This window comes from Phaeovulum sp. W22_SRMD_FR3 (assembly GCF_052113705.1).
In the GTDB taxonomy this organism is placed as follows: Bacteria; Pseudomonadota; Alphaproteobacteria; order Rhodobacterales; family Rhodobacteraceae; genus JBGQOG01.
In genome coordinates, this window is record NZ_JBGQOG010000001.1 from 122,863 (window position 1) to 149,560 (window position 26,698).

The 26,698-nt window shown below is 65.0% G+C and carries 22 protein-coding genes; 6 read left to right on the forward strand and 16 right to left on the reverse strand.

Translation table 11 applies throughout. The features are described from left to right. Nucleotides 1-8: 8 nt before the first annotated feature. The 9 genes from ACEN2S_RS00560 to ACEN2S_RS00600 all read right to left on the reverse strand — a co-directional run bounded on the left by ACEN2S_RS00560 (nt 9) and on the right by ACEN2S_RS00600 (nt 8,692). Nucleotides 9-335: an STAS domain-containing protein gene (locus ACEN2S_RS00560; RefSeq protein WP_441860973.1), complete on the reverse strand. Its 327-nt coding sequence runs from the start codon at nt 333-335 to the stop codon at nt 9-11. Between the two features lie 427 nt (nt 336-762). Beyond that, on the reverse strand, nt 763-1,746 hold the full coding sequence (locus tag ACEN2S_RS00565) for a 4-hydroxythreonine-4-phosphate dehydrogenase PdxA (protein WP_441860976.1): 984 nt from the start codon (nt 1,744-1,746) through the stop codon (nt 763-765). Nucleotides 1,747-1,749: 3 nt separating this feature from the next. After that, nucleotides 1,750-2,457, reverse strand: coding sequence for a GntR family transcriptional regulator (locus tag ACEN2S_RS00570; protein WP_441860979.1), 708 nt, complete (start codon nt 2,455-2,457; stop codon nt 1,750-1,752). Nucleotides 2,458-2,481: 24 nt separating this feature from the next. Then, complete coding sequence (locus ACEN2S_RS00575; RefSeq protein WP_441860982.1) at nt 2,482-3,396, reverse strand: dihydrodipicolinate synthase family protein; 915 nt, start codon at nt 3,394-3,396, stop codon at nt 2,482-2,484. A 3-nt stretch (nt 3,397-3,399) separates the two neighbouring features. After that, a complete protein-coding gene (locus ACEN2S_RS00580; RefSeq protein WP_441860984.1) occupies nt 3,400-4,572 on the reverse strand; it encodes an L-rhamnonate dehydratase in 1,173 nt (390 codons plus the stop codon). Then, complete coding sequence (locus ACEN2S_RS00585; protein ID WP_441860986.1) at nt 4,569-6,053, reverse strand: tripartite tricarboxylate transporter permease; 1,485 nt, start codon at nt 6,051-6,053, stop codon at nt 4,569-4,571. The genes ACEN2S_RS00580 and ACEN2S_RS00585 overlap by 4 nt, the downstream gene beginning before the upstream one ends. A gap of 3 nt (nt 6,054-6,056) precedes the next feature. Next, a complete protein-coding gene (locus ACEN2S_RS00590; RefSeq protein ID WP_441860989.1) occupies nt 6,057-6,536 on the reverse strand; it encodes a tripartite tricarboxylate transporter TctB family protein in 480 nt (159 codons plus the stop codon). 74 nt (nt 6,537-6,610) lie between these two features. Beyond that, nucleotides 6,611-7,561 carry a Bug family tripartite tricarboxylate transporter substrate binding protein gene (locus ACEN2S_RS00595; RefSeq protein ID WP_441860991.1) on the reverse strand — a complete coding sequence of 317 codons (951 nt, stop codon included), beginning with the start codon at nt 7,559-7,561 and terminating at the stop codon, nt 6,611-6,613. 240 nt (nt 7,562-7,801) lie between these two features. Further along, a complete protein-coding gene (locus tag ACEN2S_RS00600) occupies nt 7,802-8,692 on the reverse strand; it encodes a cupin domain-containing protein (RefSeq protein ID WP_441860994.1) in 891 nt (296 codons plus the stop codon). A 665-nt stretch (nt 8,693-9,357) separates the two neighbouring features. Between ACEN2S_RS00600 and ACEN2S_RS00605 the strand changes: the two genes are divergently transcribed. Beyond that, the gene (locus tag ACEN2S_RS00605; RefSeq protein ID WP_441860997.1) at nt 9,358-11,910 is read left to right on the forward strand and encodes a membrane-bound PQQ-dependent dehydrogenase, glucose/quinate/shikimate family; all 2,553 of its coding nucleotides are present in this window, start codon (nt 9,358-9,360) and stop codon (nt 11,908-11,910) included. 241 nt (nt 11,911-12,151) lie between these two features. Here ACEN2S_RS00605 and ACEN2S_RS00610 read toward each other — a convergent pair whose 3' ends face one another. Both ACEN2S_RS00610 and ACEN2S_RS00615 read right to left on the reverse strand, forming a co-directional pair. Continuing rightward, complete coding sequence (locus ACEN2S_RS00610; protein ID WP_441860999.1) at nt 12,152-12,808, reverse strand: response regulator; 657 nt, start codon at nt 12,806-12,808, stop codon at nt 12,152-12,154. After that, nucleotides 12,805-14,925 carry a sensor histidine kinase gene (locus ACEN2S_RS00615; protein ID WP_441861002.1) on the reverse strand — a complete coding sequence of 707 codons (2,121 nt, stop codon included), beginning with the start codon at nt 14,923-14,925 and terminating at the stop codon, nt 12,805-12,807. The genes ACEN2S_RS00610 and ACEN2S_RS00615 overlap by 4 nt, the downstream gene beginning before the upstream one ends. Before the next feature lie 206 nt (nt 14,926-15,131). Here ACEN2S_RS00615 and ACEN2S_RS00620 point away from each other — a divergent pair, with 206 nt between their 5' ends. Together ACEN2S_RS00620 and ACEN2S_RS00625 are read left to right on the forward strand one after the other, a co-directional pair. After that, nucleotides 15,132-15,839 carry a hypothetical protein gene (locus ACEN2S_RS00620; RefSeq protein ID WP_441861005.1) on the forward strand — a complete coding sequence of 236 codons (708 nt, stop codon included), beginning with the start codon at nt 15,132-15,134 and terminating at the stop codon, nt 15,837-15,839. 90 nt (nt 15,840-15,929) lie between these two features. After that, nucleotides 15,930-17,195, forward strand: a complete 1,266-nt coding sequence (locus ACEN2S_RS00625; protein WP_441861008.1) for a surface lipoprotein assembly modifier — start codon at nt 15,930-15,932, stop codon at nt 17,193-17,195. A 95-nt stretch (nt 17,196-17,290) separates the two neighbouring features. On the opposite strand, the gene ACEN2S_RS00630 is transcribed toward ACEN2S_RS00625, so the two are convergent. The 5 genes from ACEN2S_RS00630 to proS all read right to left on the reverse strand — a co-directional run bounded on the left by ACEN2S_RS00630 (nt 17,291) and on the right by proS (nt 22,403). Next, entirely contained in the window at nt 17,291-17,965 is a 675-nt protein-coding gene (locus tag ACEN2S_RS00630; protein WP_441861011.1) for an ABC transporter ATP-binding protein, read from the reverse strand. Beyond that, nucleotides 17,958-19,241, reverse strand: a complete 1,284-nt coding sequence (locus ACEN2S_RS00635) for a lipoprotein-releasing ABC transporter permease subunit (protein ID WP_441861014.1) — start codon at nt 19,239-19,241, stop codon at nt 17,958-17,960. The genes ACEN2S_RS00630 and ACEN2S_RS00635 overlap by 8 nt, the downstream gene beginning before the upstream one ends. Before the next feature lie 141 nt (nt 19,242-19,382). Next, entirely contained in the window at nt 19,383-20,519 is a 1,137-nt protein-coding gene (locus tag ACEN2S_RS00640) for a cytochrome-c peroxidase (protein ID WP_441861017.1), read from the reverse strand. 61 nt (nt 20,520-20,580) lie between these two features. Beyond that, a complete protein-coding gene (locus ACEN2S_RS00645; RefSeq protein WP_441861019.1) occupies nt 20,581-21,057 on the reverse strand; it encodes a DUF2937 family protein in 477 nt (158 codons plus the stop codon). A gap of 8 nt (nt 21,058-21,065) precedes the next feature. Next, on the reverse strand, nt 21,066-22,403 hold the full coding sequence (gene proS, locus ACEN2S_RS00650; RefSeq protein ID WP_441861022.1) for a proline--tRNA ligase: 1,338 nt from the start codon (nt 22,401-22,403) through the stop codon (nt 21,066-21,068). Nucleotides 22,404-22,597: 194 nt separating this feature from the next. Between proS and ACEN2S_RS00655 the strand changes: the two genes are divergently transcribed. From ACEN2S_RS00655 to ACEN2S_RS00665, 3 genes are all read left to right on the forward strand, one after another. Further along, nucleotides 22,598-23,713 (forward strand): AI-2E family transporter, encoded by a 1,116-nt coding sequence (locus ACEN2S_RS00655; RefSeq protein ID WP_441861025.1) that lies wholly within the window; start codon nt 22,598-22,600, stop codon nt 23,711-23,713. Then, nucleotides 23,710-24,405, forward strand: coding sequence for a chromosomal replication initiator DnaA (locus tag ACEN2S_RS00660; RefSeq protein WP_441861027.1), 696 nt, complete (start codon nt 23,710-23,712; stop codon nt 24,403-24,405). The genes ACEN2S_RS00655 and ACEN2S_RS00660 overlap by 4 nt, the downstream gene beginning before the upstream one ends. A gap of 102 nt (nt 24,406-24,507) precedes the next feature. Then, nucleotides 24,508-26,673, forward strand: coding sequence for an RNA degradosome polyphosphate kinase (locus ACEN2S_RS00665; protein WP_441861030.1), 2,166 nt, complete (start codon nt 24,508-24,510; stop codon nt 26,671-26,673). Nucleotides 26,674-26,698: the final 25 nt, after the last annotated feature.

The following is a 26,698-nucleotide window of genomic DNA, read 5'->3' on the forward strand; positions in this document are numbered from 1 at the left end:
GGATTTCCTTATTGCGGAGAGGAGAGGCCGACCCAGTGGTCGTCGGTCAAAACGGCGGTTGGCTGCGGTCCGGCCAGCAGACCATGCTGATCCAGCATCGCGTGCAGGACAGATCCGGGAGGGCTTTCGATGTGCAGGTCAATCTTGAGCAGCCGGGCCTGATGCAGCGTGGCCACCAGCAGTTGCAGGCCGCTCAGATCACAACGGGTCAGATCGGCGGTGCGCAGAACCAGCGCGGTATTTCGGGACAGAAGATCCTGAAACTCTGCGGCTTGGGCGGTGACCTCGGCAATCGTCAGGGCACCGCGCACCGCGTAGGAAAAGGCTGAACTCATCAAAATCAGTACCACCTGCAGAATGGCCAGCAAAACCTGCCAAGACCCGTGCAGCCAGAGATACCTATGAGTGGCTAAAGTTTTCCTAATTCGAAATGTCTATTTCAAATAAAGGTTTACGGCAGGTTAAGCGAAACAGGCGCGCCATCCCCCTCGCCTGCCGCCAGCGATCAGGGGCGGTTTTGGAAGCGCAAGAAGGTGCCGGATCCGCGTGGCGAGGCACGCCCCGCGCAGCGCCGCCGCAATTCGCCCGGATCCGGGCGCGGCGCGCCCGGGCAGGGCCGGACCCTGTGCCGCAGCCGGGGCAAAACGCTGGCTTGCGGCGACCCGAACCCAGGCCCGACCCCGAACCCGGCAATCAGATGCTTTTCATGCGGGGGCAGTCCCGCCTCTGCGCCTCAGGGGCCTCTCTCTGCCGCGCCCCCGGTCAGGACCAGTTGCGGACCATGTCACAGGCGATGTCAAAGGCCGCCCGCGTCGCCCCGACATCCGCGCGCCCCTGACCCGCAATGTCAAAAGCGGTGCCATGCGCCGGGGTGGTCACCGGATAGGGAATGCCGCCCTGCACCGTCACGCCGCGCGAAAACCCCATGAGTTTGAGCGCGATCTGCCCCTGATCGTGATACATGGTCACCACGGCATCAATCTCTTTCGCGGCCACTTTCAAGAAGACAGTGTCCGAGGGCCAGGGCCCGGAAATCGACATCTGCCCGGCGGCCAGCTTTTCCACCGTGGGGCGGATCACATCAATCTCTTCGGTGCCGAAATTGCCACCATCCCCGGCATGCGGATTGAGCGCCGCCACCGCAATCCTCGGCCGCGCCACGCCCGAGCGGCGCAGGGTATTCTCGGCCAGCTGGATCGCCTCCACCAGACGCTCTTCGGTGATCGCATCGGCCACATCGCGCAAGGCGATATGGCTGGTGACGCGGCTGGTCCACATCCCGTCCAGCGTGTTCAGTTCCGACAGATATTCGGTTGCGCCCAGATAGGCGCCCATATGGTGCAGCTCGTCAGGATGCGCGAGGCCCGCCAGATGCATCGCCGCCTTGTTGAACGGCGCAAAGACCAGCCCCTCAATCGTGCCCGCCTTGAGCAGATCAAGCGCCGTGTTCAGCGTGGCCAGCACCGAAGCGCCGGAGGCCTCGGTCTCGGTGGCCACCCGGATGTCTTCGGGGGCGATGGTCCGGGTCTCGTGCCAGACCAGCCCCGACCACGCGCCCTCCTGCGGCGCAGGCGTCAGCGCATAGGGACACCCGGCCTGCGCCATGCCCTGTTCCAGCACCACCCGGTCACCGATCAGCAGGATATCCGCTGCATCCAGCACCCCCTCCGAGGTCAGCAAGCGGGCCGTGAGTTCAGGACCGATGCCGCTGGGGTCACCGGGGATCATACCGATACGAGGTTTCATCGACTATTCCTTCGCGGAGCGTTCGGCCTGCGTCTTGGCGACGTTTTTGACCGTGGTGGCAAGATGGGTGCGCAAGGCCGCCGAACAGGCGACGGGGTCGCGCTGCTTCAGGGCGTCATAGACGAGCTCATGCTCGCGCAGGGTGCGCGGCCGGTCGGGTTTCGAGCGCGATGAGATGAAGCGGGCCCGCCAGAGCCGCGCATTATATTGCCGCTGGGTGTCGGCCAGCGGCCGGTTGTTCGAGGCCCGCACGATGGCTTCGTGAAACGCCATGTCGCGCCGAAAGAAGGTCAGCGGATCGTCCAGATCAGAGCGTTCCGCCATCATCGCGCAGATGGCCCCGATCTCGGCGATCTCTTGCGTGCTGGCATGGCGGCAGGCCAGTTCACCCGCCAACCCCTCAAGCGCGCCGAGCACTGTCAGGTTCTGCTCCAGCGTTTCCAGATCGGGATCGGCAACGCAGGGACGCCGGGTCTGGCTGTATTCGATCAGCCCCTCGACCTCCAGAAGCCGCATGGCTTCGCGCAAAGGCGTGCGGGAAATGGCCAAAGCCTCTGCCAGCTCGCGTTCGCGGATCGCCTCGCCGGGGGCGAGCTTTTCCAACAGGATAAAATCGCGCAGCCGGTCCGCCGCCTCTTCGGCCAGCGACCGCCGCGCGCCAATGGGCGCCAGTTCGGCCAGACGTGTTTCACTTCTTGCGGGCTCGATCATGTCAGATCCTTTCGTCCTTGGCCCCTAGTGGCCCCACCGCATCGAAATCGGGTCGAGAGGGCGCAGCAATGCCAGCAGCTCGTCTCGGGTTTGCGGCGACAGCGGCGGCACCGGATGGCGGCAAAACTCCGAGGCAAAAACCTTGCCCTCGACCATCGCCGCTTTCGCCGCCCGAAAGCCGCATTGCCGGTTTTCATGGTTCACCGCCGGCAAGAGCCCGGCATAATGCGCCACTGCGGCGGCATGGTCCCCGCCCCGATGCGCAAGAACGCAGGCGCGGATATGCTCGGTGACCATCGCGGAACACATGGTGCCGCTGGCACCCGCATCAAGATCGGCCAGCATGGTGATCCCCTCTTCCCCATCGAGCGGCGAGACGATGGCAGCGCCCCCCTCGGCGATCAGCGCACGCAGCTTGGTTGCGGCACCGGGGCATTCGATCTTGAAATGCTGCACCATCTCAATCTCTTGTGCCATTTTGACCAGCAATGGCACCGGCAGATCCACCCCCGACAAAGGCGCGTCCTGGATCATGATCGGGATGCCGACGGCACCCACGCGGGCACATTGCTCATAGGTCTGCGCGGCGGTGCCCTTCATCAACGCGCCATGGTAGGGCGGCATCATCATCACCGCCACCGCCCCCAGATCCTTGGCCAGTTGCGCCCGCGCGACCGCAATCGGCGTCGCGTAATGCGAGATGGTGACAATGACCGGGATGCGCCCGGCCACATGCGTCAGGCACAGCCGCGTCAGCGTTTCGCGCTCGGCGTCCGAGATCAGGAACTGCTCGGAGAAATTCGCCAGAATGCAGATGCCATCCGCCCCCTGGTCGATGATGCAGTCCAGAACCCGCTTCATGCCCTCAAGGTCAAGCGTGCCGTCGGCGTGAAACGGCGTGGGGGCGACGGGCCAGGCACCGGTCAATTGCGTCGGCATGACTTATTCCTCAATGGCGAAATGTTGCAGGTAGCGATCCGAGATCGTCAACCCCAGGCCCGGCGTCTCTTCCGAGAGCTGCAAGAAGCCATCCGTCGCCTCCGGGTCCCCCTCAAAGATGTAATAGAACAGCTCATTGCCGACCTCGACATCAAACATCGGGAAGTACTCTGAAATCGGGCAATTCACATTGGCCATCGACAGGTGGTAATTGTGCATCTGCCCCGCATGCGGGATCACCGGCACCTGATAGGCCTCGGCCAGCGCATTGATTTTTTGTGCCGCGGTGATGCCGCCCACGCGGTTGGTGTCATATTGGATGACGCTGACCGCCTTCATGTCCAGCAATTGGCGGAACCCCAAGAGCGAAAATTCATGCTCGCCGCCCGAGATCGGGATCGGGCCGCGGTTCAGCTCGGCATAGCCATGCATGTCATCGGCAATCACCGGCTCTTCCAGCCAGCGGGGCTCGTATTTCTCCAGTTTGGGCAACATGCGGCGGGTGTAATCGAGGTTCCAGCCCATATAGCATTCCAGCATCAGATCTCGGTCATAGCCCACCACTTCCCGCACCGCCTCGACACGTTTGAGATTCTCGCGCATCCCGGCCATGCCGTCCTTTGGTCCCCAGCCAAACCGCATCTTGAAAGCGCTGTGGCCCGCGTCAACGGCGGTCTGCGCCTCGGCCTGCATCGCCTCGATCGCGCCGGAATAAAGCTTGGAGTAATAGACCGGGATCTTCTCTTTCAGGCGGCCGCCCAAAAGCTTGAACACCGGCTTGTTCACCAGTTTGCCCATCAGATCCCAGATGGCGATGTCCACCGCGGAAATCGCGGTCATGCCCACGCCCTTGCGGCCCCAGGCATGGGTGCGGCGGTACATCTTTTCCCACAGATAGGCATAGTCGAACGGATCTTCGCCAATGATCATCGGCGCGAAATACTGGTCAATCGCGGCTTTGGTCAGGCGCGGGGCCAGCGCCGCATTGCCTATGCCGATGGTGCCATCCTCGGCCTCAACCTCGCAGGTCATCCACTGATGAAAGCGAAAGCTGCCCATCGCATCGCCCTTGTCATAGAGCGCATCCGAAGCGTTGGTGCAAAAATTGCCGGTCGGCGGCACGGTCGGCCCGGTCCAGTTCCAGACACGGGTGCGGACGGATTTGATCTTGGTCACGAGAGAACCTTTCTGTTCATGATCAGGCGTTTGACGAGGGGGCCGAACAGCGCCGCCAGCGTCAGGGCAAAGAAAACCAGCGCGATGGGGCGCGAGAAGATCAGCCACCAATCGCCGCGGAACATGGCGATGGACTGGCCCAGCCGCTGCTCGACCATCACCCCCAGCACGAGGCCGATGGCGAGGGAGACGACGGAAAAGCCGGTGCGGTTCATCGCAAAACCAACCACGCCAAAGGTCAGGGCGATGTAGATGTCGCTGACCGATTGGCGGATCGCATAGGCGCCGACGATCGAGAACAGGAACACCAGCGGCCAGAGGACCTTCATCGGGATCAGGGTGATGCGGGCAAAGATCGGTGCCCCGCCCAAGCCGACCACCAGGAACAGCAGGTTGGCGACCAGCAGGGCGGCAAAGATCACCCCCAGAAACTCCCCCTGCTCGGCAAAGAGCGTCGGCCCCGGCTGGATGCCCTGGGTCAGAAGACCGGCCAGAATGATCGCGGCGGTCGGGCTTCCCGGGATTCCCAGCGCCAATGTCGGCACCAGCGAGCCGCCGATGGCCGCGTTATTGGCCGCTTCGGAGGCGGCAATGCCCTCAATCTCGCCCTTGCCGAAATTGTCGCGGTTCTTCGACCAGCGCCGCGCCTCATTATACGAGATCATTGAGGCAATGGTCGCGCCCTCGGCGGGCAGCACGCCGATGAACGTACCGATGCCGGTGGAGCGCAGAATGGTCGTCCGGATGCGCCGGAAATCCGCGCGCGAGGGCAGTTTGGCGGCTTTCATCGCGACCAGATTGCGCACCAGATCAAGTTGCGTGGATTGCCCCAGAAGCTCGGCAATGCCGAAGATCCCGATCATCACCGGCACAAATCCCACGCCCTCTGAGAGCGTGTTGCTGTCAAAGGTGAACCGCTCCACCCCGGTCAGCAGGTCAACGCCAACGGTGGACAACAGGACGCCAAAGGCCCCCGCCATCAGATTCTTGATCGCCGAGCCGCCGCCGATCGTGGCCAGCATCGACAGGCCGAACAATGTCAGCGCGAAATATTCGGGCGGGCCAAAGTCATAGGCCAGCGTCGCCATCAGCGGTGCCGCCGCAAACAGGAAGATGATCGAGATCACCCCGCCGATGGTCGAGGCCAGCGTTGCCACCCCCAAGGCCCGCCCGGCCTGTCCGTCACGCGCCAGCGGATAGCCGTCAAGGCAGGTCGTGGCCGAAGCAGAGGTGCCGGGCGTGTTGATCAAAATGGCGGTGATTGATCCGGCAAAGGTCGCCGCGCCGTAGATCGTGGCCAGAACCACGGTGGCATCAATCGGGCTCATGGTCAGCGTGAAGGGCAGCAAGAGCGCCGCCCCGGTGGTGGCATTCAGACCGGGCAGAACCCCGATCACCGTGCCGACAAGCGTGGTCAGCACAATCAGCCCCAGAAGATGCGGGTCGCCGAGGGCGGCCAGACCGGACAACATATCAGTCATGTATCACCCGTAATAAAAGGTCAGCAGGAAGCCGCGCGGAAAGCGGACCTGAAACAGCTGATCGAAGAGCAGGATCACCAGCACCGGCGCCACCACCCCCAGCAGGGCCAGCACCACGGGGCGCCGCTCGCCCCACATGGCGGCAATCCCCGCGGTGCCGATCATCATCGCGACCAGAAAGTCGCCCAGCGCCAGAACCGCGGCGAAAATCGCCAGCATCAGGAGGGTGCGCCAGAAGGCGGGCACCAGCGGCGCCTCGGTCTGTGCCGCCGGCCGGTCGGCCTGACGTGCCAGTTCGAGACAGGCGAGCAATGCCAGGATCAGGATCAGACCGGCAACGAAGCGTGGAAAAGCGGCAGGCTGAAAGCCGCGGATCAGGAAGGGCGGCACTTCCTTGAAGGTGAACGACCAGCCAATCGCGAACAGGGCGATCGCGCTGGCTACCACCAACGGCGCAAGGGCGCGCAGACGAGGCACAGGCATGAGACAGACCTTCTGAACCAATCGGAAAGGGGGATGGGGCGGCGCGTTCCGGCCGCCCCGACAGCGCTGACGGATCAGCCGCTGATGTACCCGAGCTCAACGAGCGCCGCGCGCATCTGGCGGACGCTGGTGTTCATCTGCGTCCCCCAGGCCTCCGGTTCGGCCACCGAGTTTTCCTCAAGTCCCTGCGTCTTGAGAAAGGCGATGTAATCCGGGCTGCCCAACCCCTGGAGCAGCGCCGCCTGCAGCGCGGCCACGGTGGCATCGGGCGTGCCCTCCCGCACCGCAAAGCCGCGCACGGTGGCGAAATCGGCGTCGATCCCCAGATCCTTGGTGGTCGGCGTGTCGGGCGCGGTCGCCAGACGGTCAATCCCCATCACCACGGCGGGACAAATCTCGCCCGCCTTGATCTGCGCGGCAGCCTCGCCATAGTTCAAAACGCCCACATCGACATTGCCGCCCACCAGATTGGTCAGCAGGTCGCCGCCGCCGTCGAAGGGGATGATCTGCGGCGTCTGCACGCCTGCGGCCTTGGCAAACATGAAGGCCGACACATCGTCGATATCCGCCACATGGGTGACGCCATAGCTCAGGGCTGCGTCTTTTTGCGCGGCAATGAACGCCTCGGCGCTGTCAAAACGCCCGCATTTGACCATCAGGACCTGCGGATCATTGGTGCCGCGCGCAATCGGGATCCAGCCCTCCGCCGCCTCGGCGCCACCCTTGGCCTGGGTGACCGCGTGGCCGGTGGTCCAGGTCAGAAGCGTCTGCCCATCCGCCGGACGGCTTTGGACGTAATCCATCGAGACCGCCCCCGAACCGCCCTGCTTGGACACGATCACCATATCCACCCCCAGAACCGGCGCGACGGCGCGGGCCATCATCCGCGCGGTGGTGTCGGTCCCGCCCCCGGCCCCGGAATGCGTCACAACCTCAATCGTGCCGGCCGGAAAGTCCTGTGCCTGAACCGCGCCCCCAAGGGCACATGCCGACGCCATCAGCGCCGAAATCACTGTCATTTTCATGTAGTCCTCCCTCGCGCCGCTCCCCGCAGCGCAAGGATGACTATAGCCGATTCGAAACGGATTTCAATATTTGGTATACCAAATTCTGAAATCCGTTGACCCGCGCCCGCTGCGACACCGCGACGACGCCCCCGGCACAGGCGCAAGCGAGCTTGCATTTTTTTTTCAGATCATTAGAGGCGCATCAGGCCAGGATACCGCGCTGGATCCCTTTGCCTGTCAGCCGTGGAATGTCACCCGCTATGCGGTCTCGGGCCGGTGCATGCGGATCACCAAAGCGCGACAGGCCACGTCGGCATCAGTGGCGATATGGGGGTCGCGGGCGTCCCCCTCGGCCCAGCAGGCAACATCACCGGCCTGCAGAAGGAACGGCTCCGCGCCCTCTCGCACCGTCAGCGCGCCCTCAAGCACCATGAGGAACGCATCCCCCGCCCCCGGCGGTGCTACCGGCAGGCGCGGCGAGGGGTGCGGCGCGGGCAGCAGAGTCTGGGTGACGGCGCTGAACTGCGCCACGCCGCCTTCCCCGGTGTAATCCTGCATGAGCACCCTGCCACCTGCGGACGCCCCCGCCGCATCTCTGGCCGCACCTCCGGCCGCAGCCTGCCGCACGATGCGCTGCAAGCGCGCGCCGGGCGCGGGTCGCCGCGTCCAGTCGGCGCGCAGATTCAACAGCTCAGCGGGCAGATCACCGCCCCGGAGACGCCTGCCGTCGGCATCGAGAACCTCCCATGTCGTTTCGGCATTGATCTGCCGGTGCCCGCTTGCGGGATAGGTGCAGATGTCGCGCGCTATGCGCGTACCGGCGATGATATAGCCGCACGGGGCCGCAGAGCGGTTGCGCACCTGATGCGCATTGGCCACCCCCGCCCGCCAGACGGCGGCATCCCCCGGCCCCAGATCATGCAGCCCGTCGTCGTCGCTGATCGTGACCATGCCCTCGGTCACATAGAGGAACTCGTCCTCGGCAGAATGCCAATGCGCCGCACCCGTGTCAGCCCCGGGCCAGAGCCGTTGCAGATAGATCCCGATCTGCGTCAGCCCGCCTGCCTGCGACAGGCGCAAGGTCTCGACAGGCCTCCCGCGCCCCTCGGCGGGACAGAGGGTGGCAAAGTCAGCGCTGCGCAGGATCATCGGGGTCCTCCTGTTTGTGATGGCGGGGCGCTCTGGTGCTCAGCCGCCCGCAGCATTACGGCGCCGTATCGCAGCGCGCCGTTCCGGCCTCCGCATCGTCCGCCCCTGCCAGAAGCGCAGGTCCTGCGCTGTCCACCACAACCTAGGCCCGGCGGCCCGTTCCGCCAAGGGCCAAGGTCCGGGCGCCAATCCCGGCACGGGCGGCTCCTCCCGCTCCTGCCGCGCGCCTGCGGCCCGCCGTCACCGGAAAAACCATCCGATTTCACCTCAAAGGTGCGAGATCGGGGAACCACGCCCGAGCCTTGCGCGTTGCAGAGAGGAACGCACCTGCCCGCCAGCGTCCGGGCACAGACGCCGGGATCCGCCCGCGCCGCCGCTTGGTCTTTGGGAGGCAGGGCGTTCAAAATCGTGAACAAGCGGAGGCAATTTCCCTTCCGGCCGCATCTGCGACCGTCCCAGCTTCACGCCACATAGGGTTGGCCAGAGGCATATGGCACGAGGTGTCGCACCGAAAACCGCCGCACGGCAGACCACAGTATTCTGGTCTGCAGCCGTCGGAAGAGACGTCCCGCCCCATCCGCCTGCACCGAAAGCCAGCCGCATAATTAATAGGCCCTCTGCGTTGCCTTGACGCAGGTCGGGGCAAGCCTGTCGGAGGACGATTAATGCGGATCTACCAAGGAATTATAGCTGCCTTATTGGTGGCTTTGGGGGCGGCGATGTGCGTCGGCGGAATATGGCTGGCAGCCCTTGGCGGGTCTTGGTTCTACCTGATCGGCGGCGCGGCCACATTGGTGAGCGGTGTGCTGGTGTTCACCGGGGCCCCCTTCGCCTTTGCCCTCTACGGGCTGACATTGCTCGGCACGCTGCTCTGGGCGCTGTGGGAATCCGGCGCCGATTGGTGGGCGCTGGCCCCGCGGGGTGCCGTGCCGGTGCTGTTGGGTGTTTTGCTGCTGCCCGTCCTCTATTATCGCCTGAAGGCGCAGCCGCTGCCGGACCGGCGTTACCGGGCGGGCGCCGGGGTTCTCGGCGCCGCCATTGTCGTATCCGGCGGCGTCGCGCTCTATGCTGCCACGCAGGATCCCCATGACATGCCGGGGCGTATCGCCGGGACCGGCGCAGTCCCCAAGGCCGAGCTGAAAACCGCGGGCGTGCCCGATGGCGACTGGCAGGCCTATGGCCGCACCACCTATGGCCGCCGCTATTCGCCCCTGACCGAGATCACCCCGGAGAATGTGGGCAACCTGCAGGTCGCCTGGACCTACAAGACCGGGCAGATCCGTGGCGCCAAAGACCCCGGCGAAACCACCTATGAGGTGACGCCGCTGGTGTTTGACGACACGATGTACATCTGCACCCCCTTCTCCACCGTCATTGCCCTTGACCCGGTCACCGGGGCCGAGAAATGGCGGTTTGATCCGATGCTGAAAGAGCCTGCCTTGCAGACCACGCAGCACATGACCTGCCGCGGTGTCACCTATTTCGATGGCACCAAGGCACCGCAAACCACGGCAAGCACCCCGGCAGCCCCCGCCCCTGCAGCTTTGGCAGGCAGCGAGACCGAGGCTGACCGACTGGCCGCCAGCGCCGCCGAGGTCACCACCCAATCGGCGGGCGTGCCGCAAAACATCGTCACCGGCGCCGCGAAAGAAGGCGATCCGAACCCGGAGGTGGACCGCAAAGCCGCCACCGCCGCGGCCACCCCGCTGCCCGGCTGCGAGAAACGGCTGTTCGTGCCCACCTCGGACGGACGTCTGATCGCGATCAGCGCCGCCTCGGGCACCATCTGCCCTGGCTTTGGCGGCGACAATGGCACCGTCAACCTCTGGGCCAATATGCCCAATGTCACGCCGGGTTCGGCCTATTCCACCTCGCCCCCGGTGGTGACCGATCACCTGATCGTCGTGGGCGGCACCGTCAACGACAATGCCGCGACCACCTCGCCCTCCGGTGTGATCCGTGCCTTTGACGTCAATACCGGCGAACTGGTCTGGAACTTTGACTCGAAGAACCCCACCGCCACCGCACCGATTGCCAATGGCGAGACCTATTCGGAAAACGCCCCGAACAGCTGGAGCGTCTCCTCCTATGACCCCGAACTTCGGCTGATCTATGTGCCGATGGGCAACGAGTCGCCCGACCAATATGGCGCGAACCGCAGCGCCGAGGTGGAGAAATACTCCTCTTCCGTGCTGGCGCTGGAGGCCGATACCGGCAAGGTGGCCTGGGTCTTCCAGACCGTCCACCATGACCTGTGGGACATGGACGTTCCCGCCCAACCCGCGCTGATCGACCTGACCATCAAGGGCGAGACCATCCCGGCGCTGGTGCAGGCCACCAAACAGGGCGAGGTCTTTGTGCTCGACCGCCGCACCGGCACGCCGGTCCTGCCGGTGACCGAGGAACCCGCGCCGCAAGGCACCGTCGCGGGCGATTTCGCGTCACCGACGCAGCCGGTCTCGACCATCTCATTCAAACCCGAGCCGCTGACCGAAAGCGACATGTGGGGGGCGACGCCGATCGACCAGATGATGTGCCGCATCAGGTTCCACCAGCTGGACTATCAGGGCCGTTTCACGCCCCCGACCGAAAAGGGCTCGATCATCTATCCGGGCAATTTCGGGGCCTTCAACTGGGGCTCGGTCGCGGTGGATCCCGAACGTCAGGTGATGTTTGCGATGCCCGTCTATCTGGCCTTCACCTCGCAATTGGTGAAACGGCCCGACACGATGTCGCGCACGGTGACCGGGGCCGATGAGCCGGTGTTCAACGAGAATTTCGGCGCGGATTACGCCTCGAAAATGGGGCCCTTCACCTCGCCACTGGGACTGCCCTGTCAGCAGCCGCCCTGGGGCTATGTGGCGGGCGTTGATCTGACCACGGGCCAGAAGATCTACCAGCATGTGAACGGCACCACCCGCGATCTGTCGCCGCTGCCGCTGGGCTTCCGCATGGGCGTGCCGGGCATCGGCGGGCCGATCATCACCGGCGGCGGCGTCGCCTTCCTCTCGGGGACGCTGGATTATTACGTCCGGGGTTATGATCTGGCCACCGGCGATGAGATCTGGCGCGCGCGTCTGCCCGCGGGCGGGCAGGCAACGCCCTCGACCTATCTTGGCCGTGACGGCAAGCAATATCTGGTGGTGGTGGCCGGGGGCCATGGTTCCACCGGGACCAAGGCGGGCGATTCCATCATCGCCTACACCCTGCCGAACTAAGCCCAGACCAAAGCCGCGCCGGGGGAGCCCTCGGCGCGGTGCCCGCAGATCCCCAAACAATCGCGGGGCAGATCAGCCCCGGATGGGGGATGACCCGCCATCGCGCAGAAGCGGAAGACCCAGCGGCGCCCGGCGCAGATTATGGATGATCGCCAGACCGTTGCGGGCAGTGCCCCGCTGATGGTGAGGGCAGTGCTGCCGCATGGGGAGAGCGTGGCAGGAGGTGGCCCGGGCGCCCTCATCAGCCACCCTCGTCCCGCGGCTGGACAAAGCCAAGCCCCAACCGGTTCGCGTGCCAGGCCGCCTCGGCGCGGGACCCGATGCCCAGTTTGCGGTAGATAATCTTGATGTAGCCCGCCACCGTGGTCTCCGCGATGCCCATCTCGGCCGCCACCTCAACATTTCTGAGGCCGCGCGCGATCAGCCCCAACACCTGCGACTCGCGCTCCGTCAACTGCGCGTCTGCACCTGCAACAGGGCCGGTCAGGCGGAAATGCTCCATGATCCGCCGCGCCACCGAGGGGGAAATGGCAGGCGCCCCGGTCGAAAGCTGCTCAAGCTGCCGGGCCAGAAGTGCGGGGGCATTCTCCTTGAGCAAATATCCGTCCGCCCCGGCAGACAGCGCCGCGACGATGCTCGCGTCATCGCCCATCACCGTGGTGACCACTTTGATCGCCGCCGCGTTCCCCCGGTGGATCATCCGCAAGACATCAAGGCCCGAGCCATCGGGCAGGCCCAGATCAATCAGCGCCAGATCGAACGAGCGGTCCTGCAGGGCAGCGGCTGCCCGCACGCTGTCCGCCAGAGCAATCTGCGCTTCAGGATAGCTCGTGCGGACAATCTGTGACAGCCAGCGCCGGGTTTCGGCAATATCCTCAACGATCAGAACCTGTTTCATTCCGCCGCCCTCGCCTGGGACTGGCCGAACGGCAGGCTGGCGGACATGGTGGTCCCGGCGGGCGTGCTCGTCAGATCAAAGGTGCCGCCCGCCTGCCGGACGCGCGCGGCCAGATTCCTGAACCCGTTGCCCGGGCGCACGGTGCTGTCGTCAAACCCGTGGCCCGTGTCCGCCATCGACAAGCGCATCCCCTGCCCCTGTGGCGCCGCTGACAGGGTGATCGTGACCGACCGCGCGCCCGAATGGCGCACGATGTTGCTGGTGCCCTCGCGCAGGAATGACCGCAATGTATGCACCACCAGGGGCCGCAAGGTGACATTCGGCAGGCCTTCATCATGCCAGCGCACCGCGATATCGGCGGCCTCGAGGTGATCGACAATCTCGGCGCGCAGATCGGCAACCAGTTGGCCAAGCTGCCAGTCTTGCTGATCGGGATTGGAGATGATCTCGCGCAGATCGGTCAGGGTTTGCCGGATCAGCAGATCCTTGCGCTCTGCCGCCCCCGTGTGCAGCGCGCTGAGCAGGAGCACGCCGATATTGTCATGCATGTCGCGGTTGATCCGCCGCCGCTCGCTGGTGACGGCCTCCAGATAGGTTTGATGTTGCCGCAGGCTCTGGTCGATCACCGCGTTGATCGCCTTGGCCCGCGCCAGATCCGCCGAGGAGAACAGCCGCGCGCCCAGCCCCGCCCATTCCAGCCGCAGCGCCGGAAGGCCCAGAACATGCCCAAGGATCAGCGCAGCGCCGTTGTCGGCAAGGGTGGTCTGCGCGACCGGCCCCTCCAGCGGGACGATGGCCAGCGGGTTGAACAGATCAGACCACATCGCGCGGTGCAGCTCTTCCTGTGTCACCGGATCAATGGAATGGGCAATCTCGGTGACGCGGCGATAGAGATCCTCAACCGGGATCGAGCGACCACGCCCCAGCCAGCGCGCGGCCCGCTCGCGCAGCGGCAGATAGACCAACCCCACGGCCGCGAGGGCCACCCCGAAGGCGGGGGCGCGGTCCAGAGACAGGCCGTAGATCAGCGCCGCATCCAGCAGCAACAGCAGCGCCACCCCGATGCCGTAAAACAGGATGCTCAGCGACCAGGTTGCAAGGTCAAACAGACGGTAGCGCAGCACCGCCAGCGCCAAGCCAACGTAAATCAACAGGAAAAACAGAAATGCCGTGCTCTGCGCAACCAACAGCTCGCGGCCCAGAAGATTGGGGACGACGACGGTCAGCACAAAGCCGCCCGCGCCCAGCGCCACCGACAGGCCCAGCCAGCCGAGCATGGCGCGCGCGCGCGCATCCCGCCGGTTCACGATCACCTGCGCCACAATCGTCAGCAAGATGACCGCCATTTCCGCGGCGGTGGCGGTCTGCAACATGCCGGCGTGCTGCGGCCAGGCCACCAGATTCATATAGGCCGACCACAGGGCGATCACGATGGCGGGCAGCACGACCAATGGCTTTGGCACGATCCGGCGCGGATAGATCAGGAACAGGGTGATCATCCCGACGCCAAACAGCAGGGCACCCACACTGTTGACCCGGCTGGCCACGCCAAACACCGGCAAACTCAGCGCCACCTCGCGCACGCTGTAGAGTGACGCCGCACCCGAGGCCATGGCAAGCCCGACCCCGACCACCAGAAACATCCACGCCGCCGCATCATCGCGCCGCAAACACACGACCCAGGCGCCGATGATCATCCCGGTAAAGGCCACGAAGATCTGCACCCAGAACTTCACCGGCAGATCCGAAAGCGGCCGTTTCGGCGCTGGGGTGACCGCGACCTGCTCTGTCACCCCTCCCTGAGCGACGGTCAATGTGACCGTCTCGCCGGACAGCACCGCAAAGAGCTGCTGCTGGCGCGCATAAAAGGCCACCAGGCGCTCCGCCGTGCCGAGCGTGTCAGGCTCTTCGATCAGATCAACCGGGGTGACCTCCACGGCCGTGCCGGAGGCGCCCAGACGGATCAGCTGCGCGCCCTGCAGCGCGGCAGGCACAGGGCCTGCCGGATCGACCTGCGCAATCCGGATCTGATTCCCCCGCGCATCAAGGTCAAGGCCCAGCCAGGGTTGCGCCGTCGCAAGCCAGGTCAGCCAAACGGCCAGGGCAAGATTGCACACCACGGCCGCTGAGAAGATTGCACCTGGGGCAAAATACCTGGGCACCGAGCGCCTCCCGCCTGTTTCACGCCTCAGCCTAGCCAACTCACGCAATATGCCTAGCCCGTTTTTTCGGGCGCATCCCCCCCCTGAACAGGGGGGAGACGCCCCCCGCGCAAAGCCCGATACGAATAGTGGTTAACAAAAACGCGATCTGGGAGAATGAAATGCAAACCAAACGTATTCTCGTCCCTCTGATGCTGGTCGGCCTGACCACCGGCCTGTCGGGGTGCCTTTCGGGCGGTGGCGGCATGGCCGGGGGCAGTGGCGGCGGTGGCAATGGCAGTGGCGATTATGAAACCGCCTTTGACGCCGCGAGCGCACGCGCGCCCACCTCGGACATGCCCACCAGCCTGTCGGGCAATTACCAGGGCCAGTTCAAGGTCGGCGTGAACAGCGGCGATGCAGAGCTGTTCGGCTCGGACATTGATCCGCAGATGGCCGAGATCATCGGTGATCTCGACATCGACGTGGCCTGGACCGAGGGCCAGTCCAGCAACCCGTTCTCGGGCACCGCCAGCAACATCGTGGCGACCGAAGCCGGGACCAGCAATTCGGTGGCCATTGACGGCACGCTGACGGTCGACGACGCGCTGCCCGCCTCGATCTCGCGCGTGCACACCCCGGCCACGGTGATCGCCGGGCAGAACATCCCCGCCCTCGATACCGGCGCCTTCCTGTTCCACATGAGCGGCCAGCTGACCAACGGCACCAATGTCGGCGATGCGACGGTGCAGATGGGGGGCAGCTTCTTTGGTCCCGGGGGCAATGCGATGGTCGGCGCCGTGTCCGGCGGCATCAACGACGTCAACAACCCGTCGCCGCAGATCTTTGATGCGGGCATCGGCGGCACGTTCTACGCCGTCCAGCAGTAACACCGCTCCCTGCCCCGCACCAGGCGACGGCCCCCGGCTGTCGCCTGACTTTGCATCACCCTGTTGAGTTCGAGGTTGAAGATGTGGCGCATGATGGGCGTTCTCCTGCTCTGGCTGATCCCCCTCGCGGCCAGTGCCGCACCGCTGGATGATGCCGAGCGCGCGATCAAAGACGGCCAGCCCGCCGAAGCGCTCGCGGTTCTGGACCGCTTTCCCCCCCGCACCGACACCGAGATCCTGCGCAAGCTCTGGCTGACGGGGGTGGCCTATCAGCGCGCAGGTCAGGCGCAGGCCGCGGTTGCCCCGCTGACGCGGCTGGTCGCGCAAGTGCCGCAAAACCCGACCTTCCGGCTGGAACTGGCCAGCGCGCTGATCCGCAGCAACCAGACCGAGCGCGCGCGCTATCATCTGGAGCAGGTCAAGGGCACCGGCCTGCCCCCCGAGCTGCAAACCCGTGTTCAAACCGAACTGGACAGGCTGCAAAAGCCCAAACAATGGCAGGGCTATTTTCGCTTTGCGCTGATCCCGGAAAGCAATGCGGCCCGGCGGACCGCGGCGGAGACGGTCAATCTCGGGGCGCTGGTGTTCACCCTTGCGCCCTCGGTGCGCCAGCAGCCCGCGAACGGGGTTGAGCTGGGGTTCGGGCTGGCGGCGCTGCCGCTGGTGTCAGACCGGCTGCGCGCCCGTTTCGGCGCCGATCTGCAGGCGCGGATTTTTGACGGCAATGCGCCCGACGACGTCATCCTGCGCGCCAACACGGCGCTGCTCAGCTATGGCAGCAACGGGCGGCTGTTGTCGGCCGAACTGTTTGCCACGCAGCGCTGGCTCGACAATGCCGTCTACTCACGCTCTGCCGGGCTGAGCCTGAGCTATGCGCGCAATCTCGGCAGCCGCACCCGGCTCTCGGTGCAGGGCCAGCATGAGGACATCCGCTACAATGCCGGCAGATATGACGTGCTGCGCGATGCCGCCAGCCTGCAGCTGGCCTATGCCGCCTCCGGGCAGCTGATGCTGCGTTTGGGCGCGCGCTTTGAGAACCGCAGCAGCCGCAATGCGCAGGCCGCGGGCCATGCCGCCGGAGTGACCGTGGGCGGTGATTACAGCTTCGCGGGCGGATTGCGGCTTGGGTTGGATCTTTTCTATGACCGCAATGCCTTTGACGGGGTGCATCCCTTGTTTGGGGTGCAGCGCCTGGACCGCAAACTGGCGGCCACGCTGCAACTGACCAACCAAAACTGGAATTATCGCGGCTTTGCGCCGGTGCTGAAGCTTGGCGTTGAGCGGCAGAAATCTTCGATTTCGCTCAACAGCTACCGCAATCTTTCGGCCAGCATCGGCGTGACGCGGTCTTTTTGACCCGACGTTTTCAGCATCGGCTCCGCGACGGGTGGGTTTCCCATGGCTTGCGCCCGCGCCGCTGGCCCGTCAGGCCATGCCAGACGGCGGGGATATTACCCCAACCGCCCGTCGCCCAGCCGCACCACCCGGTCCATCCGGCCCGCCAGCTCCATGTTATGCGTGGCGATCAGCGCCGAAAGCCCGGTTTCGCGCACCACCTCCATCAGCACCGAAAACACCTGATCCGAGGTCGCCGGGTCGAGGTTGCCCGTCGGCTCATCCGCCAGCATCAGCTTTGGCGCATTGGCGAGCGCGCGGCAAAAGGCCACCCGCTGCTGCTCGCCCCCCGACATCTCTGCCGGACGGTGCTTGAGCCGATGGGCCAGGCCGACACGGGTCAGCAAAGCCTCGGCCCGCGCGCCCGCCGCACGGGGGGAAACCCCGGCGGCCAGTTGCGGCAGCACGATGTTTTCCAGCGCCGAAAACTCGGGCAAGAGGTGGTGAAACTGATAGACAAAACCCAGATCGGCGCGGCGTGTGGCGGTGCGGCGGGCATCGTTCAGCCCGGTCACATCTTCGCCCCCGATCTCGACCCGCCCCGCATCCGGCGTGTCCAAAAGCCCCGCAATATGCAGCAAGGTGGATTTCCCGGCGCCCGAGGGGGCCACCAGCGCCACGACTTCGCCCCGGCCCACCCGCAGGTCGAGCCCGTCCAGCACGGTGATCTCGCCCGGCGTGCCGTGGTTATAACCCTTGCGGATGCCCTCCAGGATCAGAACATCACTCATAGCGCAACGCCTCCACCGGGTTCATCCGCGCCGCACGCCGGGCCGGGAATATCGTGACAATCAGCGAGAGGCCCAGCGACAAGGCCACCGCCTTTGCCACGTCATAAAGCCGCAGATCGGCGGGCAGTTCATAGATGGCGCGCACCGAGGGGTCCCAGACATCACGCCCGTTCACCCAACTCAGAAACGCCATGATATGCGAGATGTTCTCCGAAAAGGCCGCCCCCAGCGCAACACCTGCGATGGTGCCAATCACCCCGGTAAAGGCGCCACAGAGGAAGAACACCCGCAGGATCGAGCCCTGCGTCAGCCCCATCGTGCGCAAAATCCCGATGTCGCGGCCCTTGTTCTTCACCAGCATGATCAGCCCGGAGGTGATGTTCATCGCCGCGATCAGCACGAGGACGGAGAGGATGACGAACATCACATTATCCTCCATGTCGAGCGCGCGCAAAAAGCTGCCCGAGGAATCCCGCCAGGACCAGAGCATGGTGCCCGCCCCGGTCTGCATCAGCGGCAGCGTCCAGTCATCGACCTTTTCGGGATCGCTGACCATCACCTCGATCTCATCCGCCCCGCCCTCGCGGTTGAAAAAGCTCTGCGCTTCGTCAAAGGGCATGTAAAGGCGCGTGCGGTCGATGTCATAGCGCCCGGCGGTGAAAATATAGGTGACGGTATAGGCATTTACCCGCGGGCTGGTGCCAAAGGCGGTGCGCGCGCCATTCGGCGACATCACCCGCACCTTGTCGCCCAGGGTCACCCCAAGTTCGCGCGCAAGGCCCGAGCCGAGCGCGATCCCTTGCGGGAAATCGGCCAGTTCCCCCAGCGAGGTTTCGGGGTTCACCACGCGCGGGATGCTCGCCAGATCCGCGGGCGCGATGCCGTAAACCTCGGCCACATTCGAGCGGTCGTTATAGGTGACCATCACCTGCCCGCGGATCAGCGGCGCGGCGGCGGTCACCCCCGGCAAGGCGCGGATCTTGGCGGTGCGGTCCTCATAATCGGTCATCAGATTGGAGGTGGCGCCGTCGAGGGTGGTCTCGGCCGCTTTGTAGACGGTGATATGCGCGTTGGACCCCAGAATGGTGTCCACAAACTCCGCCCGGAACCCTGCCCGCACGGCCAAAGTGATGATCAGCGCGGCCACGCCCAGGGTGATGCCGATCAGGCTGATCCAGGTCATCACGCTCACCCCGCCTTCGGCGCGGCGGGCGCGCAGATAGCGCCAGGCAATCAGGAATTCGAAACGGGAAAACGGCAGGGTTGCGCGGGCCATCGGGTCCATCCATGAGGTCGGGGGCAAACTGGAGCCCCGCCCCCCAAAGGTCAAGCGCGGCCCCGCCCCGATCACGCAATCCTCATCAAAAATGCAGTGTTTTCCGCCCGGTCACGCCGAAGGTTGCCCCGGTGGGGCGGGTCAGTTTTTCAACAGCGGTTCATAGCGCGCATCGGTCAGCGTTTTCAGGAAGGCCACCAGCGCATCAATGCGCTGATCGTCGAGCGCGGGACCGTGTTCCAGCTCGGTCATCGACAAGGTGCCCGGCACTTCCGGCGCTGCCCAGGGCGCCCCGGTCTCGGGGTTGATCTGCCGGGCGGCGGCGCGGGAATTGTATTTGTTGTAGAACAGGACGACCGTGCGCAGATCGGTGAAGACGCCGTTGTGCATATAGGGGCCGGTCACCGCGACATTGCGCAGGCTGGGCACTTTGAACTTGCCGTCTTCAGCGGGGTCGGTGACGGCCGGATTTTCCAGCAGCCCGTGGTCGATGTGATCCGCCATCCCATTCTCGGCCCGCGCGGCCCGGTTCGCGGGCACACCAATGTTGTGGTATTGATAGTTGGAAAAGGTCTCATCCCGGGCCAGAGGATCCGCCCGCAACTGGTGGCACATGTTGCAATTTGTAAACTGCTGCGAGAAGAACAGCACCCGGCCCAGCTCTTCCTCATCGCTGAGTTTCACCTCGCCGCGCAGGTAGCGGTCGTATTTCGAGGTGAAGGGCGCGAAAGTGTCGGTCTCTTCAAAGGCAGCAATCGCGCGGGTCATCGCCTCGTAATCCGCCTCGGGCGTGGTCGCCCCGGCGCGGTCCAGCATCAGCGCATAGCGCGGGTTCTCGCGCAGGCGGGCCGAGACGCTGGCCTTGTCGGGCATGGCCATTTCAATCGGGTTCAGCGGCGGTCCCCCGGCCTGCTCGGCCAATCCTGCGGCACGGCCATCGTGGAACTGGCCGCCACGCCATTTGCCATCCGGCGTTTTGCCAAAGGCGGGCGAAAACCGCGCATAGGCGGCGCTCGGCGCGTTGCGGTCACCCAGCGACTGGCCATTGTCGCCCAGCGAGACGGCCCGTCCCGCAGCGGTTTCGCGCGGGTCGACAAAACCCGCGTTCGGATCATGGCAACTGGCACAGCTGAGCGTGCGGTTGGCCGAGAGCGCCGTGTCGAAAAACAGCGCCTCGCCCCAGGCGGCCGGGCTGTCATAGGGCTGCGCGGTATCGGCCCCCCCCGGCAGCGCGAGGGCGGTCAGCAAAGCAGCGGACAAAAGGGGGGCGAAACGCATGGCGCACCTGAGATTGGGGTTGCCCTGCCATATCCGATGGAAAAAATCGGGTAAAGCCCTGTCAGGCGTGGCGGCGAAAGGGTCGCAGGATCAGACCCAGCAAGAGGCTGATCAAGAGCCAACCCGCGGCCAGCCCGATCCCGCCCGCCATCAGCCCTTCGGGCGTGACCGGCACGGCGGGTTTGAAATCGTTCCAGGTGGCCTGAAAGGTCTCGGTGTCGCGGAAACGGTGCGGCAGGGCCAGACGCTCCAGCGGACCCGCCGCGCGCAGCAGGGTCAGGTCAGCGTCCACCCGGTGCAGCCGCTCAATCGTGCCGCGGATATCGGCCTGATGCGCCAGCTGGAACGGGCTGGCGGAGAGGTCAGACAGCGCCGCCTCGCGCGTGAGGCCATTTTCCGTCGCCGAAGCGTCAAAGGCCTGAACCACGGCGGCCAGCGCATCGCGCTGCCCGCCGAGACGTTGCAGATATTGCTGAGAAAATTCCGGGAATTGCGAGAGCGAAATCGCCCCCGCCAGCCCCCCGATAAATCCCAGCACGCCGCGCATCACAGATCCGCGTAGATCTGCGCGATGCGCTCAACGGCGGCCTCGGCCGACATCTCGACGCTTTCGCCCGTGCGGCGCGAGGTCAACTCGACGACATTATTGGCCAGACCGCGCGGGCCGACGGTGACCCGCCAGGGCAGACCGATCAGATCCATCGTCGCGAATTTCGCCCCTGCCCGCTCATCGCGGTCGTCATAGAGCGGCTCAAGCCCCTTGGCGACCAGCGCTTTATAGATCGCCTCGCAGGCGGAATCGGTGGCGGCATCGCCCTGTTTCAGGTTGACGATCCCGGCATGGAACGGGGTGACGCCCTCCGGCCAGATGATGCCCTTGTCGTCGTGATTGGCCTCGATCAGCGCGCCGAGAAGACGGCTGACGCCGATCCCGTGCGAGCCCATTTCCACCGGCACGCGGCTGCCATCCGGGGTAACCACGGTCGCACCCATCGCTTCGGAATATTTGGTGCCGAAGTAGAAGATCTGCCCGACTTCGATGCCACGGGCAACGCGACGGCGCTCCTCCGGGATCTCGTTGAACAGCGCCTCATCATGGGTTTCATCGGTGCGCGCATAGCGCGAGGTGAATTCCTCAAGGATGCTCTGACACTGCGCGCGGTCATCAAAATCGATCACGCGGTCGCCGAAGGTCAGATCGGTGACTTCGCTGTCATAGAAGACCTCGGATTCACCGGTTTCCGCCAGCACAAGGAATTCATGGGTATAGTCGCCGCCGATCGGGCCGCCATCGGCGCGCATCGGAATCGCTTGCAGGCCCATCCGCTCATAGGTGCGCAGATAGCTGACCAGATGCCGGTTATAGGCGTGCAGCGCATCTTCCTTGGTCAGGTCGAAAGTGTAGCCGTCTTTCATCAGGAATTCGCGGCCCCGCATCACGCCAAAGCGCGGACGCACCTCATCGCGGAATTTCCACTGGATGTGGTAAAGGGTCAGCGGCAGGTCCTTGTAGCTGTTCACATGGCTGCGGAAGATGTCGGTGATCATCTCCTCATTGGTCGGGCCAAAGAGCATGTCGCGGTCATGCCGGTCCTTGATGCGCAGCATTTCCTGGCCGTAATCGTCATAGCGGCCGCTTTCGCGCCAGAGGTCCGCCGGTTGCAGCGTCGGCATCAGAAGCGGGATGTGACCGGCACGGATCTGCTCCTCATGCACGATCTGCTCGATGCGCTTGAGCACTTTGTAGCCCATCGGCAGCCAGGAATAGATGCCCGCGGCTTGCTGTTTGATCATGCCCGCGCGCAGCATCAGCCGGTGGCTGACAATCTGCGCCTCGGCGGGGTTTTCTTTCAGCACGGGAAGAAAGTAGCGGGTCAGACGCATTGCGCGGGATCCTTTGGGTGTCGAGATTGCCTTTCGTCTAAGCGATCAAGGGGCTTGAGGCAAGCACTGCGCCAGCGCGGGCCCGCCGGATCTGTCCGCGACAGCCACAAAAGAGCCCGCCCGCGCGCCCCGGCATCGGGTTGCGAATGCCGCCCGATTGGGCGATGGTGGCGCCAGTTTTCATGGGGGTAAGGATGGCACTGCCAGTCCGGCATCAGCTGAGCTATTGGGGCATCGCCGTCGTGGTGCTGCTGATCGTCCTTTGGGGCCTTGGCAATGTCCTGCTGCCCTTCCTCATGGGCGGGGCGATTGCCTATTTCATGGACCCTGTCGCCGACCGGCTTGAACGTCTGGGGCTGAGCCGCATTGCCGCCACCGCGCTGATCGCGCTCTTGGCCGCCGCGATCTTTGTGATTGCCGGTCTGGCCATTCTGCCCACCCTGATCCGGCAGTTGTCGCAGCTGGTGGCCACCGCCCCCGATATTGCCACCCGGCTGCAAAGCTTCCTCGAAAGCCATTTCCCCTCGATCATGGTCGAAGGTTCGGTCGTGCGCGACACTTTGGCCAGCCTTGGCGAGGCGATCAAGGCGCGGGGCGGCGAATTGGCGACCGGCCTCCTGTCCTCGGCGATTTCGGTGCTGAACGCGCTGATTTTCGTGGTCGTGGTGCCGGTGGTGGCGTTTTACATGCTGCTCGACTGGGACCGGATCGTGGCGCGGATCGACGGCTGGTTGCCGCGCGACCATGCCCCTACCATCCGCCATCTCGCGCGCGAGATTGACCGCGTGCTCTCGGGTTTCGTGCGCGGGCAGGTCTCGGTCTGTCTGATCCTCGGGGCGTTTTACGCCAGCACGCTGATGCTCGCAGGGCTGAACTTCGGCCTTGTGGTGGGCGCGATTGCGGGCGGGGTGACCTTCATTCCCTATGTCGGTGCGCTTTTGGGCGGGGTGCTGGCCATCGGGCTGGCGCTGTTTCAGTTCTGGGGCGACTGGGTGTCCATCGGCATCGTCGCCGGGATTTTTGCCGTTGGCCAGTTTCTGGAGGGCAATGTGATCACCCCGAAGCTGGTGGGCTCTTCCGTCGGGCTGCACCCTTTGTGGCTGATCTTTGCCCTTTCGGCCTTTGGCTCGATCTTTGGCTTTGTGGGCATGCTGGTCGCGGTGCCGGTGGCGGCGGTGATCGGCGTCCTGGTCCGTTTCGGACTGGACCAATATCTCGACAGCCGCCTCTATCACGGGCTGGAAACGCCGGGGCTGATCCTGCCCGAGGGGGCGCATCCCCCCGCCACAGAGGGTCGTGAAACCCCGTGAGCGCGCAACAGCTGACGTTCAATCTGCCGGTGCGGGCGGCACTGGGGCGCGAGGATTTCTTCGTTGCCCCCTCGAACGCGCTGGCGCTGGCGACGCTGGATGCGCCGGAGGCCTGGCCTCTGGGCAAGCTGGTGCTGATCGGCCCGGAGGGTGCGGGCAAGACGCATCTGGCGCAGGTTTGGGCGGGGCCGCGCGCCGCCCCCGTCCGTGCCGCCGAAACGCTGACCAATGCCGTGGTGCCGGAACTGGCCCGCGCCGGGGCGGTGGTGATCGAGGATGCGCATCGCGCCGCTGGCACCCCTGCGGCGGAAGAGGCGCTGTTTCATTTGCACAATCTGATGGCCGAGGCGCGCGGCCTCTTGCTGATGACCGCCACCGCCGCGCCGCGCGATTGGGGGTTGGCGCTGCCCGATCTGGCCAGCCGGATGCAGGCCGCCGCCACCGCCCGGATTGACGCGCCCGATGATGCTCTGCTGTCAGCCGTTCTGGTCAAACATTTCGCCGACCGGCAGCTGGTGGTGCCCGGCACGCTGATCCCCTGGCTGGTGGCGCGGATGGACCGCTCGATGGCCGCCGCCCGCGCCATTGTCGCCGCCCTCGATGCCCGCGCCTTGCAAAAGCGCGGGCCGATCACCCGCGCGCTCGCCGCTGAGGTGCTGGGACAGCTCGACCCGCCCGAGCCCGCGCCCTAGCGGCGGCGGAACGGCGCGCGCCACCCGCCACGGCTTTCTGGACAGCACAGCCCGAAAACCGCAGAATAGTTGAATACCCTTTGTCCGGACGATTAACCCCCTATGACGCAAGCTGATTTCCTCAACGCCCCCTTCCCCAATGCGGTCTCGCTTCCCAAAGAGGTGACGCAGGGGCCCCAGCGTCTGTTCAACCGCGAGCTCAGCTGGCTCGCTTTCAACTGGCGCGTGGTGGATGAGGCGCGCAACCCGCGGGTGCCGCTGCTGGAGCGGCTGCGCTTCCTGTCGATCTCGGCCACCAACCTTGATGAATTTTACACCGTCCGCGTGGCGGGGCTGCGCGAATTGGTGCGCGAGGGGAATTCCGCGATCAGCCAGGACGGGCTGACCCCGGCGCAGCAGCTGGTGCAGATTAACGCCGATGCCCGCCGGCTGATGCAGACGCAACAGATCGTCTGGACCAAGCTGAAGCGCGAGATGGAGGCAGCGGGGATCACCATCCTCACCCGCTCGAAACTCACCGTCCGCGACAAGACCTTTCTACGCGATCACTTCCTGAACAAGGTCTTCCCGGTGCTCTCGCCTTTGGCCATAGACCCGGCGCACCCGTTCCCCTTCATTCCCAACACCGGCTTTTGTCTGGCGCTGGCGCTGGAGCGCGCGACGGACGCGCGGCCGCTGAAGGCGCTCTTGCCGATCCCGCAGCAGATCGACCGCTTCATCCGCCTGCCGGGCGAAGCGCGGTTCCTGCCGATGGAAGAGCTGCTGCTCTTGCATCTGAACTCGCTCTTCCCCGGCTACAAGGACACCGGCCATTGCGCCTTCCGGGTGCTGCGCGACAGCGACCTTGAGGTCGAGGATGAGGCCGAAGATCTGGTGCGCGAGTTTGAAACCGCGCTGAAGCGCCGCCGCCGCGGGCAGGTGATCCGGATGAAAGTCACCGCCGGCGCGCCCGAGGGGCTGCGCAAGCTGGTGATGGAAGAACTCGACGTGTCGCCCGATGAGGTGATCGAGGTGCGCGGTCTGGTCGGCGTCGCGGATCTGAAGGAGCTGGTGCTGTCGTCGCGCCCCGATCTGCTCTGGCCGCCCTTCACCCCGCGGGTGCCCGAGCGGGTACAGGACCATGACGGCGACATGTTCGCGGCCATCCGGCAAAAAGACATGCTGCTGCACCACCCCTATGAAACCTTCGACATGGTGATCCGCTTCCTCGATCAGGCGGCGCGCGATCCGAACGTGCTGGCGATCAAGCAGACGCTCTACCGCACCAGCCGCGACAGCCCGATCGTCTCGGCGCTCTGCGAGGCGGCGGAAAGCGGCAAGTCGGTGACCGCCCTCGTCGAGCTGAAGGCGCGCTTTGACGAGGCCGCCAACATCCGCCAGTCGCGCAGGCTGGAGCGGGCGGGGGCGCATGTCGTCTATGGCTTCATCAACTACAAGACCCACGCGAAAATCTCGACCGTGGTGCGGCGCGAGGGCGATCAGTTGGTGACCTATACCCATTACGGCACCGGCAATTACCACCCGATCACCGCGCGGATTTACACCGATCTGAGCTTTTTCACCTGCGATGCCGCTTTGGGCCGCGATGCGACCAAAGTGTTCAACTATCTCTCGGGCTATGTGCAACCCGAGGGGCTGGAGAACCTGTCGATTGCGCCGATTGATCTGAAATCCAACCTGATCAAGATGATCGGCGAGGAAGCGGAGCATGTCCGCGCCGGGCGCCCCGGCGAGATCTGGGCCAAGATGAACAGCCTGATCGACCCCGATGTCATCGACGCGCTTTATGCCGCCAGTCAGGCGGGGGTAAAGATCAACCTCGTGCTGCGCGGCATCTGCGGGCTGCGCCCCGGCATCAAGGGACTGAGCGAGAACATCCGCGTCAAAAGCATCGTGGGCCGATTCCTTGAGCATTCGCGCATCGTGGTCTTTGGCAATGGCCACAATCTGCCCTCCAAGAAAGAGCGGGTGTTCATCTCCTCCGCCGACTGGATGGGGCGCAATCTGACGCGGCGGGTGGAGACGCTGATCGAGATCAACAACCCCACCGTCAAGGCGCAGATCGTCAGCCAGATCATGGCGGCGAACCTGGCCGATGAGGCGCAAAGCTGGATCCTGCAGCCCGATGGCCGCTACATCCGCTATCTGCCCGAGGACAAGCAGGATCTGTTCAACTGCCACCGTTTCTTCATGGAAAACCCCTCGCTTTCGGGCCGGGGTTCGGCCGGGGCGCGCGATGTGCCCGCCCTTGCCCACAGCCAAGACTGACCCCGACGGCCCGCGCCGTTCCGGC